The organism is Chitinolyticbacter meiyuanensis, from assembly GCF_008033135.1.
Classification (GTDB): domain Bacteria; phylum Pseudomonadota; class Gammaproteobacteria; order Burkholderiales; family Chitinibacteraceae; genus Chitinolyticbacter; species Chitinolyticbacter meiyuanensis.
Genome location: NZ_CP041335.1, coordinates 1,464,292 through 1,477,462, shown reverse-complemented (window position 1 = coordinate 1,477,462; position 13,171 = coordinate 1,464,292). Strand labels below are relative to the sequence as shown.

Here is a 13,171-nt window from a genome sequence, read left to right as displayed (position 1 = left end):
GGTCAGCCGCGGCGCTTGGCGCGGACCGCCTCTACCTCGGCCGCCCGCACGGTGGCGGCCAGCTTGTCGAGCACGCCGTTGACGAAACGGTGACCGTCGGTGCCGCCGAAAGTCTTGGCAAGCTCGATCGCCTCGTTGACGATGACCGGGTACGGCGTGTCGGGCGTGTGCAGGATCTCGAAACCGCTGGCAAACAACACCGCCGCCTCCACCGGGCTCACTTCCTCGAACGGGCGGTCGATATGCGGTTCCAGCGCATCGCGCAGCGCGGCCGGGTCCTTCAGCACGCCGTAGAGGATGGTGCGGAACAGCGCCTCATCGGCGCGGCCGAAGGCGGTGCTGCTTTCCTTCAGGTAGCGCTCGATGCCACTGACGGTATCGCCGGTCAGCTGCCACTGGTAGATGCCCTGCACGGCAAACTCGCGGGCGCGGCGGCGGGCCGACTTCGGCTTGGCCGGTTCAGCGGGAATGGGGATGTGTTGCTCTTCGGTCATGGTCTGGCCTTATGCGGCGATCTGTTTCAGGAGTTGGGCCATCTCGACGGCGACGCGCGCGGCATCGACGCCCTTGTCGGTCTGGCGGGCTATGGCCTGCTCTTCGTTCTCGACGGTGAGGATGGCATTGGCAATCGGAATGCCGGCGTCGAGCCCGACGCGCGTCACCCCGGCGCCCGATTCGTTGGCAACGAGTTCGAAGTGATAGGTTTCGCCACGGATGATGCAGCCGAGGGCCACCAGCGCATCGAACCGGCCAGTGCGGGCCAGCGCCTGCAGCGCCAGCGGGGCTTCCAACGCGCCCGGCACCGGGTAGTGGGCGATCTCGGTGACGCCAAGCCGTTGCAGCTCGCTGCTGCACGCGGCATTGAGCGCACCGCAGATGGCCTCGTTGAAGCGGCAGGTGACGATGCCGATGCGCAAGCCGCGACCGTCAAGGTCGGGCAGCGTCTGTTCGCGGTTGGGGGTAAAGCTCATGGTTGCATCCTGCAATGAAGCGCCCCGGCTGCACGCCGGGACAGGGGTATCGGTCCGACTCGCTCAGCACGCCGGCGAGGCGAAGCCGGTAATCTCGAGGCCAAAGCCGGCCATGCTGGGTATCCGCCGCTCGGGCGAGAGCACGCGCATCTTGCCCACGCCCAAGTAGCGCAACATCTGCGCGCCGATGCCGAAGGTGCGCAGATCCCACTTGCGCGGCGTCTCGAGCTGCAGCTCGGGCAAGGCGCGGGCCAGCAGCTCCTGGCCACCTTCGGGCCGGTGCAGCAGCACCATCACGCCGCAGCCGGCATCGGCGATCGAGGTCAGCGTCTGGCGCACGCTCCAGGAATGATTGCATGCGCCCAGGTCCAGCCAGTCGATCACCGACAGCGGCTCATGCACCCGCACCAGCGTTTCCGCATCGGGCTGCGGTTGGCCCTTGACCAGCGCCAGGTGGGTGGCATCGCTCATCTTGTCGCGGAACACCGCCATCTCGAATTCGCCGGCAAAGGTATCCACCCGGCGGCGCCCGATGCATTCGATCAACGATTCGTGCTGGCTACGGTAATGGATCAGGTCAGTGATAGTGCCGACCTTGAGATCGTGCTGCTCGGCAAAGGCCAGCAATTCGGGCAGCCGCGCCATGGTGCCGTCGTCGTTCATCACCTCGCAGATCACCGATGCGGGCTGCAGTCCGGCAAGCTGCGCCAGATCGCAACCGGCCTCGGTATGACCGGCACGCACCAGCACGCCGCCCGGCTGGGCCAGCAGCGGAAAGATATGACCAGGGGAAACGATATCGCTGGGCTTGGCGTCGAACGCCACCGCCTTCTGTACGGTGAGCGCGCGGTCATAGGCGGAAATGCCGGTGGATACGCCTTCGGCTGCCTCGATCGACACCGTGAAGTTGGTGCCGTGGCTGGAACCGTTATGGTTCACCATCAGGGGCAGGTTGAGCTGCTTGCAACGCTCGGCCGACAACGTCAGGCAGATCAGGCCACGCGCGTGCTTGGCCATGAAGTTGATCGCCTCCGGGGTGACGAACTCGGCAGCGATCACGATGTCGCCCTCGTTCTCGCGATCTTCCTCGTCGACGAGGATGACCATCTTCCCGTTGCGGATATCGGCGATGATGTCCTGGATGGCTGAAATCGGCATGGCGTGCGGCAAAGAGCAAAAGTCTGGCAAGGATACCTTGTTGTGCCTGCCTTGGCTGCAGTGAAAGTCCTGATGCCTCCGGTTTACGCTGCAGCAGTCCGTGCCGTATATTCGAAATTGATAATATTCATTCGCAGCACGCCGTCATGTCCGACAATGACGGGATCGACCAGGCCAGGTTCAGGAGGAGATCGACGGTGGAGACGAGTTCGCAGGCCGACATCACGCTGTTCCTGGCATCGTCGGTACACGACATGAAGAATTCGCTGGGCCTGCTCGGCGGCATGGTGGAAAAGCTGGTGGGCGAGCTGCCGCCCGACAGCGGCGCCGACCGCGCCGACTACGCACACATGTTGTACGAGCTCAAGCGCATCAATGGCAACCTGATGCACCTGCTCACCGTGTACAAGCTCGGCAACGCACTCTACCCGTTCGACCCGGTGCCCGCGCTGGTCGCCGATCTCTATGCCGATCTGGTGGTGCAGAACCGGGTGCTGTACCAGACCCGCCAGCTGCAGCTCGACATCGATGTGCCGGACGACCTCACCGGCTATTTCGACGTCGACCTGATCGCCGGCGTGCTGGGCCACGCCCTCGTCAACGCCGCCAACTACACGCGTGACACCGTCCGGCTGTCTGCGCGCGAACAGCACGGCGAGCTCGAACTGCGGGTGGAAGACAACGGCCGCGGCTATCCGCCAGCAATGCTGCTCGACAGCCGTGCCGGCCTCACCGGCGTCGACTTCTTCAGCGGCAGCACAGGGCTCGGGCTCTATTTCGCGCACGAAGTCGCGCGCCTGCACCGCAACCGCGACCATCTCGGCAGCCTGCGCCTGGAAAACGGCGGCGTACTGGGCGGCGGCTGTTTCGTGCTCACCCTTCCCTGATTCGACTCCATGGCTACCTCTCTCCATCCGCTCGCCCGCTATCAGTGCCTCGTCATCGACGATTTCCAGGGCATGCGCAGCATGCTGCGGGACATGCTGCGCGAATGCGGTGCCAAGGACATCGAGATGGCCGCCAGCGGCAAGGAGGCGATCTCGCTGCTGGCGGAGCGCAAGTTCGACATCGTGCTGTGCGACTACAACCTCGGTGCCGGGCGGAATGGCCAGCAGGTGCTGGAAGAAGCCAAGCTGCGCAACCTGATCGGCCCGGCCTGTACCTGGATCATGATCACCGCCGAGAAAAGCGCCGACTGGATCATGGGGGCAGTGGAGTACCAACCCGACGCCTACCTGATCAAGCCGATCACCACCGAGCTGTTGCTGAACCGGCTGGAACGCATCGCCGCCAAGAAACGCGCGTTTGCCGACATCGACCAGGCCATCGTCAACAAGCAGTTCCTGCGCGCCATCGCACTGTGCGACGACAGGCTGAAGACCGACGCCGCCAACGCCGCTGAGCTGCAGCGCATCAAGGGCCAGTTGCTGCTGTCCGCCGGCAATCTCGACGCAGCACGCACGCTGTTCGAGCAGGTGCTCGCGGCGCGCGAACTCGCCTGGGCACGCACCGGGCTCGGCCGCGTCTGCTACGAGCGGGGCGACTACACGGCCGCGCGTGATCACCTCACGCAGGTGATCGCCGCGCAGCGCACCTATCTGGAAGCCTACGACTGGCTGGCCCGCGCGCAGCAGGCGCTGGGCGACGACGAGGCGGCCGAGGCCGTGCTCGCCGATGCACTGAAGCTCTCGCCCAATTCGCCGCAGCGGCAGAAGAACCTGGGCCAGCTCGCGATGAAGCGCGGCGACCTCGCCATTGCCGACGCCGCGTTCCGCAAGAGCATCCTGGTTGGCGAGCATTCCATCCTCAAGACGCCGGATGCCTACATCGGGCTCGCCAAGGTCTGCAGCGCCAGCGACAACAATGCCGAGGCGCTGAAGGTGCTCGGTGCCGTGCAGCGCCAGTTCGACAGCGACGACGTGAAGCTGCGCGCCAAGTCGGCCGAGGGGCTGATCTACAAGCAGGAGCACCAGCTGGCCAAGGCCAACACGCTGGCCGCCGAGGTGGACGAATTGCTGAAGGGCGGCGGCGGCCAGCCGGACGACGCCGCCAGCATCGAGGCGGCCGAGCTGCTGCTGGCCACCGGGCGCAAGGACAGCGCGGTGAGGCTGTTGCAGCAGGTGGTGAAGAACAACCACGAGAACCAGGGCCTGATCGCCCAGGTGCAGACGGTATTCGACAGCGCCGGCATGCGCCAGGAAGGTGCCCAGCTGGTCGAGGGTAGCCGGCGTGAAGCGCTGGACCTGATGAACCGCGGCGTGCTGCTGGCGCGCGACGGTAAGCTCAGCGAAGCCATCGACGCAATGCGCGCGGCCAGCACGGCCTTGCCGAACAATGCCCGCGTGCTGCTCAACTTCGCCTCGGTCGCCGTGCTGTACCTGCAGCGCGAGGGGCCTGACCGCGCCCTGGTGGCCGAGAGCCGGCAGGCACTGCTGCGCGCCAACCAGCTCTCGCCAGGCGAAAAACGCTTCGCCCAGCTGATGGATGCGCTGGCGCTGCTCGCCTAGGGCTGCTTCGGCGGCGGCGGCGCTTCCACGCGCGATTTGGACTTGAGCTCGTTGCAGTGCGGACAGAAGTAGCTCTTCGCACCGCAGGCCTGCATCACGTCCAGCGGCTTGCCACAATCGGGGCAGGGTATGGCCTGTTCACTCATGCGACATCTCCCGACAACGATGCGGGATCGGTCATCCGCAACGTGATTCGCTGGTCCGCGCCGACCATGCGCCGCTCGATCAGCTGCGGTGCAATCCGGTCCGCGAGGCTCGCCAGCGTGAAGTCGGCCAACGGCTTGCCGCGTCCGATCAGCACCGGCGCCTGGTACAGCACGATCTCGTCGATAAGGCCGGCAGCGAGCAAGGCACCGGCCAGCACGCCGCCGGCCTCCACCGTCGCCTCGTTGAGTCCGCGCCGGCCGAGCTCGGCCAGCACGCCGGCCAGATCAACGCGCCCGTCCGCGCCCGGCAGCAGGATGACTTCGGCACCGGCCGCCTCAAGCAGCGCCCGGTTCGGGTTGTCGAACGCGCCGACGATCAGCACGCCCGGGGTATGCAGCAGCTTGGCCGAAGCCGGCGTGCGCAGCGTACTGTCGAGCACCACGCGCATGGGCTGGCGCCCCTGCCACAGCACGCCGTGCGGCTCACGCACTGTCAGTTGCGCGTCGTCGGCCAGCACCGTGGTTACGCCGGTCAGCATGGCGCAGGAACGCGCCCGCAGCCGCTGCACATCGGCCCGCGCGGCCGGCCCGGTGATCCATTGCGATTCGCCGCTCTCCAGCGCAACGCGCCCATCGAGGCTGGCCGCGAGCTTAAGCCGCAGCCACGGCCTGCCGCGCACCATACGCGAGAGGAAGCCACGGTGGTGCACCAGCGCCTGTTCGCGCAACAGTCCCGACTGCACCGCGACACCCGCTGCAGCAAGCCGCGCCAGCCCCTGCCCCGCCACGAGCGGGTTGGGATCGCGCAGCGCCGCGACCACACGCGCCACACCGGCAGCAATCAGGCCATCGGCACACGGCGGGGTGCGCCCATGGTGGCTGCAGGGTTCCAGCGTCACGTAAGCGGTCGCGCCGCGCGCCGCCTCGCCGGCCTGGCGTAGCGCCATCACCTCGGCATGCGGGCCGCCGGCCGCTTGGCTGTGGCCACTGCCGACCACCACGCCGCCCTTCACCAGTACGCAACCGACGCTGGGATTGGGGCTGGTCAGGCACTGGCCACGCTCGGCTAGGCGTAGCGCCTCTTGCATGTGGCCGTGGTCTGCCGCCGAAAAGCTCATGGGCGCGCCACCGGCGACAATTGCAGCGCGGTCCAGACCTCATCGACCGCCTGCGCGCGCGCGGGATGGAAGCCACGGGCCGACATCATCTCCTCGACCCGTGGCTGGTCTAGATCGCTGCGCAGCACCCCGGCCCGCGGCCAGCACAGCCAGACCAGACTGCTCGGCGTGAGCATCGGCGCCAGATCGGCCCAGCGGGCAGCCAGCATGATACTGTCCGAGACGAACAGCACGGCAATATCGAGGTTGCAGTCGGCCTGCTGGGTGCCGTCGGGCAGCACCGAGAACAATGGCCTTATCGCATCGGGCAACGCAACCAGCGCATAGCGCTGGCCTGAGACGAAGCCCAGCTGCTCGGGCAATGTGGGTGGACGCATGGCTCAATCCTTGGACTTGTCCACTTCCTTGATCACGTCGCGGAAGTCGTCGAGGTCGGAAAAGCTGCGGTAGACCGAAGCGAAGCGGATATAGGCCACCTTGTCGAGCTTGGCGAGCTCATTCATCACCATCTCGCCCACCTGGCGCGACATGATTTCGCGATCGCCGACGGTGAGCACCTTCTGGATGATGCGGGCGATCGCCTCGTCGACCAGCTGGGTCGGCACCGGCCGCTTGTGCAGCGCGCGATGGAAAGAGGTGCGGATCTTCTCGCGATCGAAATCGACGCGCTGGCCGTTGGCCTTGACCACCTGCGGCAGGCGCACCTCGGCAGTCTCATAGGTGGTGAAGCGTTTGTCGCACACGGCGCAGCGGCGCCGACGACGCACGGTATCGCCTTCCTCGGACACGCGCGAATCGACCACCTGGGTATCGGGTGATCCACAGAACGGGCATTTCATGGGAGCGGTTCACCGGTTGTGTTGGTCTGCCGCGAGGATAACCCGCATCCGCGGTACGGCGAAACGGTGCCTCCACGTGCAAGCGTCGCAGCGCGATTTGCCAGCCTTGTCGGCATGGGCCTGCCAGGCACGCTCAGCCCGTACCACGCGCTAGCATGGCAGCGCTGTTCAACACCGGAGGCCGCTCAGGCCAGGAGGCAGGTATGCGCACCGTCCTTTCCACACTCAGCCCAACCTGCACTCCCACCCTACGCGCCCTTGCGCCCTACCGGACTACCCATGCGCCAGCTTGCCCTGCACGACATCAACCTCGCCCACGCACTGCTTGAACCGCTTGCCGCACGGCATCTCGCCGTACACGCGGTCCGGCACGGACAACGACCCGGCTCACTCTGGGTCGATACCCTGCCCTCCCCCTGCATCGTCCTGGTCGGCTGCGACCTGGGCTGGTACCTCGGCGGCACACCCGGCCCGGCGACCGACCTTATTGCCCTCGGTGGATTGATCCCATCCACCGCCTACCTGATCCACGATGGGCCGCATTGGCTCGCCCAGTTCCCGCTCTTCCTGCACAACCAGGTAGCCCGTCCCCACCCCCGCATCGTGCTGCGCCGCACGCTCGTCCCAGCCGAGCCATATCCAGCGCCGGTGCCATATCGCACCGTGCCACTGGATGCCGATGATACTGCGCTGGATGCCAGTGACCGGCACGCCCTTGATCGCTGGCTGGAAAACGATCGCGGCACCGATGTCGACACAGCACTCGCAGGCAATATCGGCCACGCGCTGTTCGACGGTAAGCAATTGCTTGCCCTTTGCCTGACCGAATTGGTGGCAAATGAACGTGCCGAGCTTGGCGTCTGGGTCATGCCGGAAAAACGGCGGCAAGGCCTCGGCCGGCAGGTGGTGCAGCACCGAGGTAGGCTGGCACAGCCTTGCCAACAACCGGCCATCGCTGGCGCTTGCCCAGCGCTGTGGCTTTCTGCCCTTTGCACACTACGCCGCCCACAGTGCGCTGCTGCCGGCTGAATCACCCGATGCCTTGAGCCGCGCCGAATACATCGACTGGGCGTTGCACTACGAGGCCGCCCGCGAGTTCGATCCGTGGTTCCGCGTGCTCGCCGCCGAAGCATGAGCCCCTGCCGGCGAGGTCGAGCAGGCACTGGCCAATCTTGCCCCTCTGCCGGCGCACGACTGGCAGCCGCTGCTCAGCCAACGCTGGCGCCTGGCCCCTTTGCGGCACGACCCACGCTTTGCCGGTTGGCTGCGGCCCTGACCCGGCGAAATCGCGCTTCATCGCGGGTGTGTAACCCGCGCTGCCATGCCATTTTTCACAGCCGCACCGTGCAATCGGCATGCTTTGCTGTCTGCAACAGGCTCCAGCCGGAGCCGCTTGCCGGATATGCCCAATGCCCAAGTCCAACTCGGTTCGAACCGTTCCCCTGCGCGCCACGCTCTGCCGTGGTGCGTTGCTCACCGCCCTGGTTCTGCCAGGCACGGCGCTGGCATCGATCGCCGTCGCCCCGATGCCACGTCAGGTCGATGTGACCGACACGCTCGACGTGACGCTGCTGGTATTCGACGACGGTCAGGCCGGTGAGCCGCCTGCGGCGCTGCAGGCCAGCCTTACCGCTTATCCTCAGCCGCCAGTGGCGATCACGCTGAATCGCATGGCCGATCCGCCAGCGGTGCCCGGCCAGCCGCGCAAGGTGCGCTATTCGGGCACGGTGCCGCCCACGGTGCGCGGCGAGGTGCGGCTCGAACTGCTCGATCTCGATGTGGCGCCGATGATGATCGGCCTTGCGCGGCGCACCGATGCCGAGCCGGCGCCACTGCCAGTGGTAAGCGAGGCCACCGTCGCCACCACCGCCGTGGTCGATCCCCCAGCAGCCGGTGCGGCACGCGCGCCGCAGGAAAACCCGGCGGCACTCTCGCGACTGTCGTTCCAAGATCCGGTGTACTTCGCTGTCGGCGTCAACGGCCGGGAATACACGCAGTTCCAGTTCAGCTTCAAGTTCCGCCTGTTCGAGCCCGACACCCCGCAATCGCGCTCACTGCTCGACAATCTCTACATCGGCTACACCCAATCCGCGCTGATGGACCTCGCAGCCGACTCCTATCCGATCCACGATTCGCTGTACAACCCCAGCCTCTACTACTACCTGCCCGACACCGGCCTCAACGCCGGCTGGCTGACCCGCACCTCGTTCGCAGCCGGTTACGAGCATGAATCCAATGGCGAGGACGAAGCCGATTCACGCGCGGTGGAGCTGTTGTTCGTCAAGCCGACCTTCTACCTCGGCGACCCGGCCGACTGGCACTGGACCTTTTCCCCCAAGCTCTACTACTACGCGAAGAAGGGCGACTACAACCAGGACATCGAGGACTATCGCGGCTACGGCGACTACCGCTTCACCTTTGGCCACCCGCAGTCGCTGGAGCTCGCCGCCACGCTGCGTACCGGCACCAAGGGCTACACCAGCGGCAAGCTGGAAGCGACCTACCCGCTGTCGCAATGGGTGCCCAGCATGATGGGCTACCTCTACCTGAGCTACTTCGAAGGCTGGGGCGAGACCCTGATCGATTACAACCAGCGCAGCAACGCGCAGTTCCGCATCGGCTACAGCCTGTGGCGGTAACGGCAAGAACCGCTCAGCCCGGGCAGGTGAAGCGCAGTACGTGGAAACGCCCGCTGCGGTCGACCTCGCCCGGCAGCAGGGTCAGCGGCCGGGAAAACCCCGGCATGTCGGTCACCAGCGTGTGGAACTCGCCGTTCTCGCCGCAAGGGTCGACGTTCGGCGGCAGGCTGGCGAGCCAGGCGGCGTCATACCAGGCAGCGCAATGGCGGCCATCGAGCTGATCGGTATCGACCGTGACCACGCGGGTGCGAATGCCGCGCCCAAGGATCTCCGCCGCCAGCGCTGTCGGTGGCTCACCCATCAGCGGAAACACGCTCTGCCAGCCGGCGGGCTCGATATAGCTGCGGCGGTAGTCGGCGATGCCGTTGTGGAACAGATCGCCGAAGGCAATGGCCTCGATGGCAAGTCCACTCACCTTAAGCCCGTCGACCACGCAGCGCTGGTATACCGTATTGGCCGGGAACACCTGCGGCAGCGCGATGGCGACCAGTGGCAGCCCCAGCCGTTGCGCCTGCGCCTTGACCACTGCCAGTGGCGTGTTCTGGTAGGGCACCCAGCCATCGACATGGGTGGTACAGAGGCCAACGACGTTGTAGCGCGCGTCCTCGCGCAACCGCAGCAGCGACAGTGCGGAATCCTTGCCGGAAGACCAGCTGACGACGACGTTGAGTGAGGCATCCATGATGGTCTTCCGGGGTGAGGGACAAAAACAAACCCCGTGCGCGTGCAACGGGGTTTGTTTTTGTCACCGGCCTGCGCCGGCAACGGATCAGCCGTAGACCGGGAAGCGCGCGGTCAACGCCTTCACGCGCTCGGCCACGGCGGCGAGGTGGGCCTCGTCGTTCGGGTTGTCGAGCACATCGGCCACCAGGTTGGCCACTTCGATGGCCTCGGCTTCTTTGAAGCCGCGGGTGGTGATCGCCGGAGCACCGATGCGAATGCCCGAGGTCACGAACGGGCTTTCCGGGTCGTTCGGGATCGCGTTCTTGTTCACGGTGATGTGCGCCTTGCCCAGCGCTGCATCGGCGGCCTTGCCGGTCAGGCCCTTGGGGCGCAGGTCAACCAGGAACACGTGCGATTCAGTGCGGCCCGAGATGATGCGTACGCCGCGCTCGGCCAGGGTCTTGGCCATGGCTTGGGCATTCTTGATCACCAGCTCGGCATAGGCCTTGAATTCCGGCGTCGCCGCTTCCTTGAACGCCACAGCCTTGCCGGCGATCACGTGCATCAGCGGGCCGCCTTGCAGGGTCGGGAACACGTTGCTGTTCAGGCTCTTCTCGAACTCCGCCTTAGCCAGGATGATGCCGCCGCGCGGACCGCGCAGCGTCTTGTGCGTGGTCGAGGTGACGAAATCTGCATACGGCACCGGGTTCGGGTAGACGCCTGCGGCGATCAGGCCAGCATAGTGCGCCATGTCGACCATGAAGTAGGCGCCAACCTTGTCGGCGATCTCGCGCATGCGTGCCCAGTCGAAGCGCAGCGCATAGGCCGAGGCGCCACCGATGATCAGCTTCGGCTTGGTTTCAAGCGCGATGCGTTCCATCTCGTCGTAATCGATCTCTTCGTTTTCGTTGAGGCCGTAGGGCACGATGTTGAACAGCTTGCCCGACAGGTTGGCCGGCGAGCCGTGGGTCAGGTGACCGCCATGGCCCAGGTTCATGCCCATCACGGTGTCGCCCGGCTTCAGGATCGAGAAGTACACCGCCTGGTTGGCCTGCGAGCCCGAATGCGGCTGCACGTTGGCATATTCGGCGCCGAACAGCGCCTTGACGCGATCGATGGCCAGTTGCTCGACCACGTCGACATATTCGCAACCGCCGTAGAAGCGCTTGCCCGGATAACCTTCGGCGTACTTGTTGGTCAGCTGCGAGCCTTGGGCTTCCATTACGGCCGGGCTGGTGTAGTTTTCCGAAGCGATCAGTTCCAGGTGCTCGTGCTGGCGCACCACTTCACCGGAGATGGCGGCGGCGAGGTCGGGATCGTATTGGGCAATGGATACAGACTTGGAGAACATGGGTTCCGTTTTCCGTAGGCGATTGAAAAAACTGGCGCAATTCTAACACGCTGCGCCTCGCTATCACCGTGGAATGCGGCAAGCCCCCATGAAAGCGATTCATGGCGCGCGCTGATCGCTGGCGCGGCGGCGGCGCTTCCAGATACCGAGAAAAGCCTTGATGCGCCAACGCCAGGGCACGCGTTCATCCGACACGCTGTCGAGGAATTCGGAGAGGCCGCGCGACTTCAACAGCGTGTAGAACGTCAGCGCCGACGTCGGTACCAGCGCCGCCATGAAGTAAAGGAAACGCTTCCAGCCAGGCTCGGCGGCGAGGTCGAAGATGTTCATGCCGAGAAAGCCGGTGGCGGTAGTACCGATCAGGCCGAGGATGGTCACCACGGTCAGCCGCACCACGGTATCGGCCTGGCGGCGCAGGTCATCGTTTTCCAGGTACTGGTTCATGCGCTGCATCGATTCGCGCACCTCGTCGAACAACGCCTGAGTATCCAGGTGGTGGCGCAGCATCACGAAGAGTTTGTCGGCGACCAGCTGGTTGGAGACTTCACGGAACCAGTAGCGCTGCGTGAAGCGCAGGAACACCGCCATCAGGATGCGCGTCTCGCGCTTGAAGAGACGCACCGACAAGGGATCGTGCACATTGAGCCGCGCGAGCGCGCCGGCCAGCCGCTCGGAGAACAGCAGCAGCACCGCCTTGTGGAAATGAGCGATCAGCGTCAGCAGGAAATACTGATGGCGAAACTGCCCTAGCACGCCAGTCAGTGCGTTGGCGAAGAACGGATTGCCATGCATGCCGACCACCACGAAGGCATAGCCGTTGCACAGCATGCGGGTGGACGCTGCGGCATCGCTGCGATCGGGCGACCAGAAGCGCTCGAAGCAGCAGTCGCGCAGGAACTCCTGGTAGATCCGTGTCGAATGCGGCAACCCCTCGCTGGGCCGGGTGACCATGCCGAGGCGATAGAACTGCTCCTCGGACAGCGCGAATGGATCGTCGACAGCGAGGTAGGCCATCAGCGGCATGCGGTGGTATTCGAGCTGGCGATAGCGCACCCCGCCGCCGTCCTCCGAATGGTGCAGCGCCATCGGCTGCAGCAGCCAATCCCAGTGTGCGGCCATGCGCGGCGCCCGCCAGGTGCCCATGTGGCTGAGATATTCGCTACGTGCTTCGTAATCGGAAACCGCCAACTCCACGCCGTCGGCATCGAGCCACTCCACTCGGCGCGGGCAATTGCTGGCACTGCCGTCGTCGTCCCATTGCGCCGGATAGGCGCGGCCAAAGCGATAGAGCAGATCCTGCACCCGCGACAAGGGCTCGTCCCCGCCCATCACCTCGAAGGCGAGGATGGCAATATCGAGGTCAAAGAAGAAATACAGGTCGATGTGGGCGACCTGCAGCTCGATCGGCGCCCCGTCAGCCAGCGTCACCCGCACCCGTTGCACGTCGGTACGGCGAAACACATGCAGTGGTGATTTGCCCGCACTCGCCGCGTCAGTGCACTCGCTGCCGCCCTCGCCGTAGAGGAAGCGCTGCACGTAGGGCAGGAAGGTAACGAACTCGCGGTAGTGCCGTTCCTGGAAAGCCGCCGGATCGCCATGGAATTCGGTCGGACGCGGCTGCCACGGCGAGCCCTGCCTTGCCAGCGCCTGCATCGCCTGCCATTGCTGCCCCATCAGGCCGGCCCCCGGCATCGGCATCAGTTGCAGCGGCCAGATCAACACCTGGCGGAAATGGCGGACGAGCGGATCGGCAGTCATGGCATATCCAGGAACAAGGCA

The 13,171-nt window shown here is 65.5% G+C and carries 14 protein-coding genes; 4 read left to right on the top strand and 10 right to left on the bottom strand.

Annotated features, from left to right (window positions below; all coding sequences use genetic code 11):
* Positions 1-2 precede the first annotated feature (2 nt).
* From nusB to ribBA, 3 genes are all read right to left on the bottom strand, one after another.
* Positions 3-494: a transcription antitermination factor NusB gene (nusB, locus tag FLM21_RS07110; RefSeq protein ID WP_148714902.1), complete on the bottom strand. Its 492-nt coding sequence runs from the start codon at positions 492-494 to the stop codon at positions 3-5.
* Between the two features lie 9 nt (positions 495-503).
* Positions 504-971 carry a 6,7-dimethyl-8-ribityllumazine synthase gene (ribH, locus tag FLM21_RS07105; protein WP_148714901.1) on the bottom strand — a complete coding sequence of 156 codons (468 nt, stop codon included), beginning with the start codon at positions 969-971 and terminating at the stop codon, positions 504-506.
* A gap of 63 nt (positions 972-1,034) precedes the next feature.
* Positions 1,035-2,129, bottom strand: coding sequence for a bifunctional 3,4-dihydroxy-2-butanone-4-phosphate synthase/GTP cyclohydrolase II (gene ribBA / locus FLM21_RS07100; protein WP_148714900.1), 1,095 nt, complete (start codon positions 2,127-2,129; stop codon positions 1,035-1,037).
* Between the two features lie 197 nt (positions 2,130-2,326).
* Here ribBA and FLM21_RS07095 point away from each other — a divergent pair, with 197 nt between their 5' ends.
* Together FLM21_RS07095 and FLM21_RS07090 are read left to right on the top strand one after the other, a co-directional pair.
* Positions 2,327-3,016: a sensor histidine kinase gene (locus FLM21_RS07095; RefSeq protein ID WP_246120842.1), complete on the top strand. Its 690-nt coding sequence runs from the start codon at positions 2,327-2,329 to the stop codon at positions 3,014-3,016.
* 9 nt (positions 3,017-3,025) lie between these two features.
* Complete coding sequence (locus tag FLM21_RS07090) at positions 3,026-4,636, top strand: tetratricopeptide repeat-containing response regulator (protein ID WP_148714898.1); 1,611 nt, start codon at positions 3,026-3,028, stop codon at positions 4,634-4,636.
* Here the strand turns inward: FLM21_RS07090 and FLM21_RS07085 are convergent.
* From FLM21_RS07085 to nrdR, 4 genes are read right to left on the bottom strand one after another with little or no spacing between them, the layout of a single operon-like run.
* Positions 4,633-4,782: a YfgJ family double zinc ribbon protein gene (locus FLM21_RS07085; protein WP_148714897.1), complete on the bottom strand. Its 150-nt coding sequence runs from the start codon at positions 4,780-4,782 to the stop codon at positions 4,633-4,635. The genes FLM21_RS07090 and FLM21_RS07085 overlap by 4 nt on opposite strands.
* On the bottom strand, positions 4,779-5,900 hold the full coding sequence (gene ribD, locus FLM21_RS07080) for a bifunctional diaminohydroxyphosphoribosylaminopyrimidine deaminase/5-amino-6-(5-phosphoribosylamino)uracil reductase RibD (protein ID WP_148714896.1): 1,122 nt from the start codon (positions 5,898-5,900) through the stop codon (positions 4,779-4,781). The genes FLM21_RS07085 and ribD overlap by 4 nt, the downstream gene beginning before the upstream one ends.
* Positions 5,897-6,277, bottom strand: a complete 381-nt coding sequence (locus FLM21_RS07075; protein WP_148714895.1) for a hypothetical protein — start codon at positions 6,275-6,277, stop codon at positions 5,897-5,899. The genes ribD and FLM21_RS07075 overlap by 4 nt, the downstream gene beginning before the upstream one ends.
* 3 nt (positions 6,278-6,280) lie before the next feature.
* On the bottom strand, positions 6,281-6,739 hold the full coding sequence (gene nrdR / locus FLM21_RS07070; RefSeq protein ID WP_148714894.1) for a transcriptional regulator NrdR: 459 nt from the start codon (positions 6,737-6,739) through the stop codon (positions 6,281-6,283).
* 279 nt (positions 6,740-7,018) lie between these two features.
* Between nrdR and FLM21_RS07065 the strand changes: the two genes are divergently transcribed.
* Both FLM21_RS07065 and FLM21_RS07060 read left to right on the top strand, forming a co-directional pair.
* Positions 7,019-7,768 (top strand): hypothetical protein, encoded by a 750-nt coding sequence (locus tag FLM21_RS07065; RefSeq protein ID WP_148714893.1) that lies wholly within the window; start codon positions 7,019-7,021, stop codon positions 7,766-7,768.
* 380 nt (positions 7,769-8,148) lie between these two features.
* Positions 8,149-9,378 carry a phospholipase A gene (locus FLM21_RS07060; protein WP_187360124.1) on the top strand — a complete coding sequence of 410 codons (1,230 nt, stop codon included), beginning with the start codon at positions 8,149-8,151 and terminating at the stop codon, positions 9,376-9,378.
* A 13-nt stretch (positions 9,379-9,391) separates the two neighbouring features.
* On the opposite strand, the gene FLM21_RS07055 is transcribed toward FLM21_RS07060, so the two are convergent.
* From FLM21_RS07055 to FLM21_RS07045, 3 genes are all read right to left on the bottom strand, one after another.
* Entirely contained in the window at positions 9,392-10,060 is a 669-nt protein-coding gene (locus FLM21_RS07055) for a Dph6-related ATP pyrophosphatase (protein WP_148714891.1), read from the bottom strand.
* An 87-nt stretch (positions 10,061-10,147) separates the two neighbouring features.
* Positions 10,148-11,392: a serine hydroxymethyltransferase gene (glyA, locus tag FLM21_RS07050; RefSeq protein WP_148714890.1), complete on the bottom strand. Its 1,245-nt coding sequence runs from the start codon at positions 11,390-11,392 to the stop codon at positions 10,148-10,150.
* A 99-nt stretch (positions 11,393-11,491) separates the two neighbouring features.
* On the bottom strand, positions 11,492-13,150 hold the full coding sequence (locus tag FLM21_RS07045) for a magnesium transporter CorA family protein (RefSeq protein ID WP_148714889.1): 1,659 nt from the start codon (positions 13,148-13,150) through the stop codon (positions 11,492-11,494).
* Between the last annotated feature and the right edge of the window lie 21 nt (positions 13,151-13,171).

Excerpts from the sequence above, each read along its gene's own strand:
- nusB (WP_148714902.1), bottom strand. The coding sequence starts at position 494 with ATGACCGAAGAGCAACACATCCCCATTCCCGCTGAACCGGCCAAGCCG.
- ribH (WP_148714901.1), bottom strand. The coding sequence starts at position 971 with ATGAGCTTTACCCCCAACCGCGAACAGACGCTGCCCGACCTTGACGGT.
- ribBA (WP_148714900.1), bottom strand. The coding sequence starts at position 2,129 with ATGCCGATTTCAGCCATCCAGGACATCATCGCCGATATCCGCAACGGG.
- FLM21_RS07090 (WP_148714898.1), top strand. The coding sequence starts at position 3,026 with ATGGCTACCTCTCTCCATCCGCTCGCCCGCTATCAGTGCCTCGTCATC.
- FLM21_RS07085 (WP_148714897.1), bottom strand. The coding sequence starts at position 4,782 with ATGAGTGAACAGGCCATACCCTGCCCCGATTGTGGCAAGCCGCTGGAC.
- ribD (WP_148714896.1), bottom strand. The coding sequence starts at position 5,900 with ATGAGCTTTTCGGCGGCAGACCACGGCCACATGCAAGAGGCGCTACGC.
- FLM21_RS07075 (WP_148714895.1), bottom strand. The coding sequence starts at position 6,277 with ATGCGTCCACCCACATTGCCCGAGCAGCTGGGCTTCGTCTCAGGCCAG.
- nrdR (WP_148714894.1), bottom strand. The coding sequence starts at position 6,739 with ATGAAATGCCCGTTCTGTGGATCACCCGATACCCAGGTGGTCGATTCG.
- FLM21_RS07065 (WP_148714893.1), top strand. The coding sequence starts at position 7,019 with ATGCGCCAGCTTGCCCTGCACGACATCAACCTCGCCCACGCACTGCTT.
- FLM21_RS07060 (WP_187360124.1), top strand. The coding sequence starts at position 8,149 with ATGCCCAAGTCCAACTCGGTTCGAACCGTTCCCCTGCGCGCCACGCTC.
- FLM21_RS07055 (WP_148714891.1), bottom strand. The coding sequence starts at position 10,060 with ATGGATGCCTCACTCAACGTCGTCGTCAGCTGGTCTTCCGGCAAGGAT.
- glyA (WP_148714890.1), bottom strand. The coding sequence starts at position 11,392 with ATGTTCTCCAAGTCTGTATCCATTGCCCAATACGATCCCGACCTCGCC.
- FLM21_RS07045 (WP_148714889.1), bottom strand. The coding sequence starts at position 13,150 with ATGACTGCCGATCCGCTCGTCCGCCATTTCCGCCAGGTGTTGATCTGG.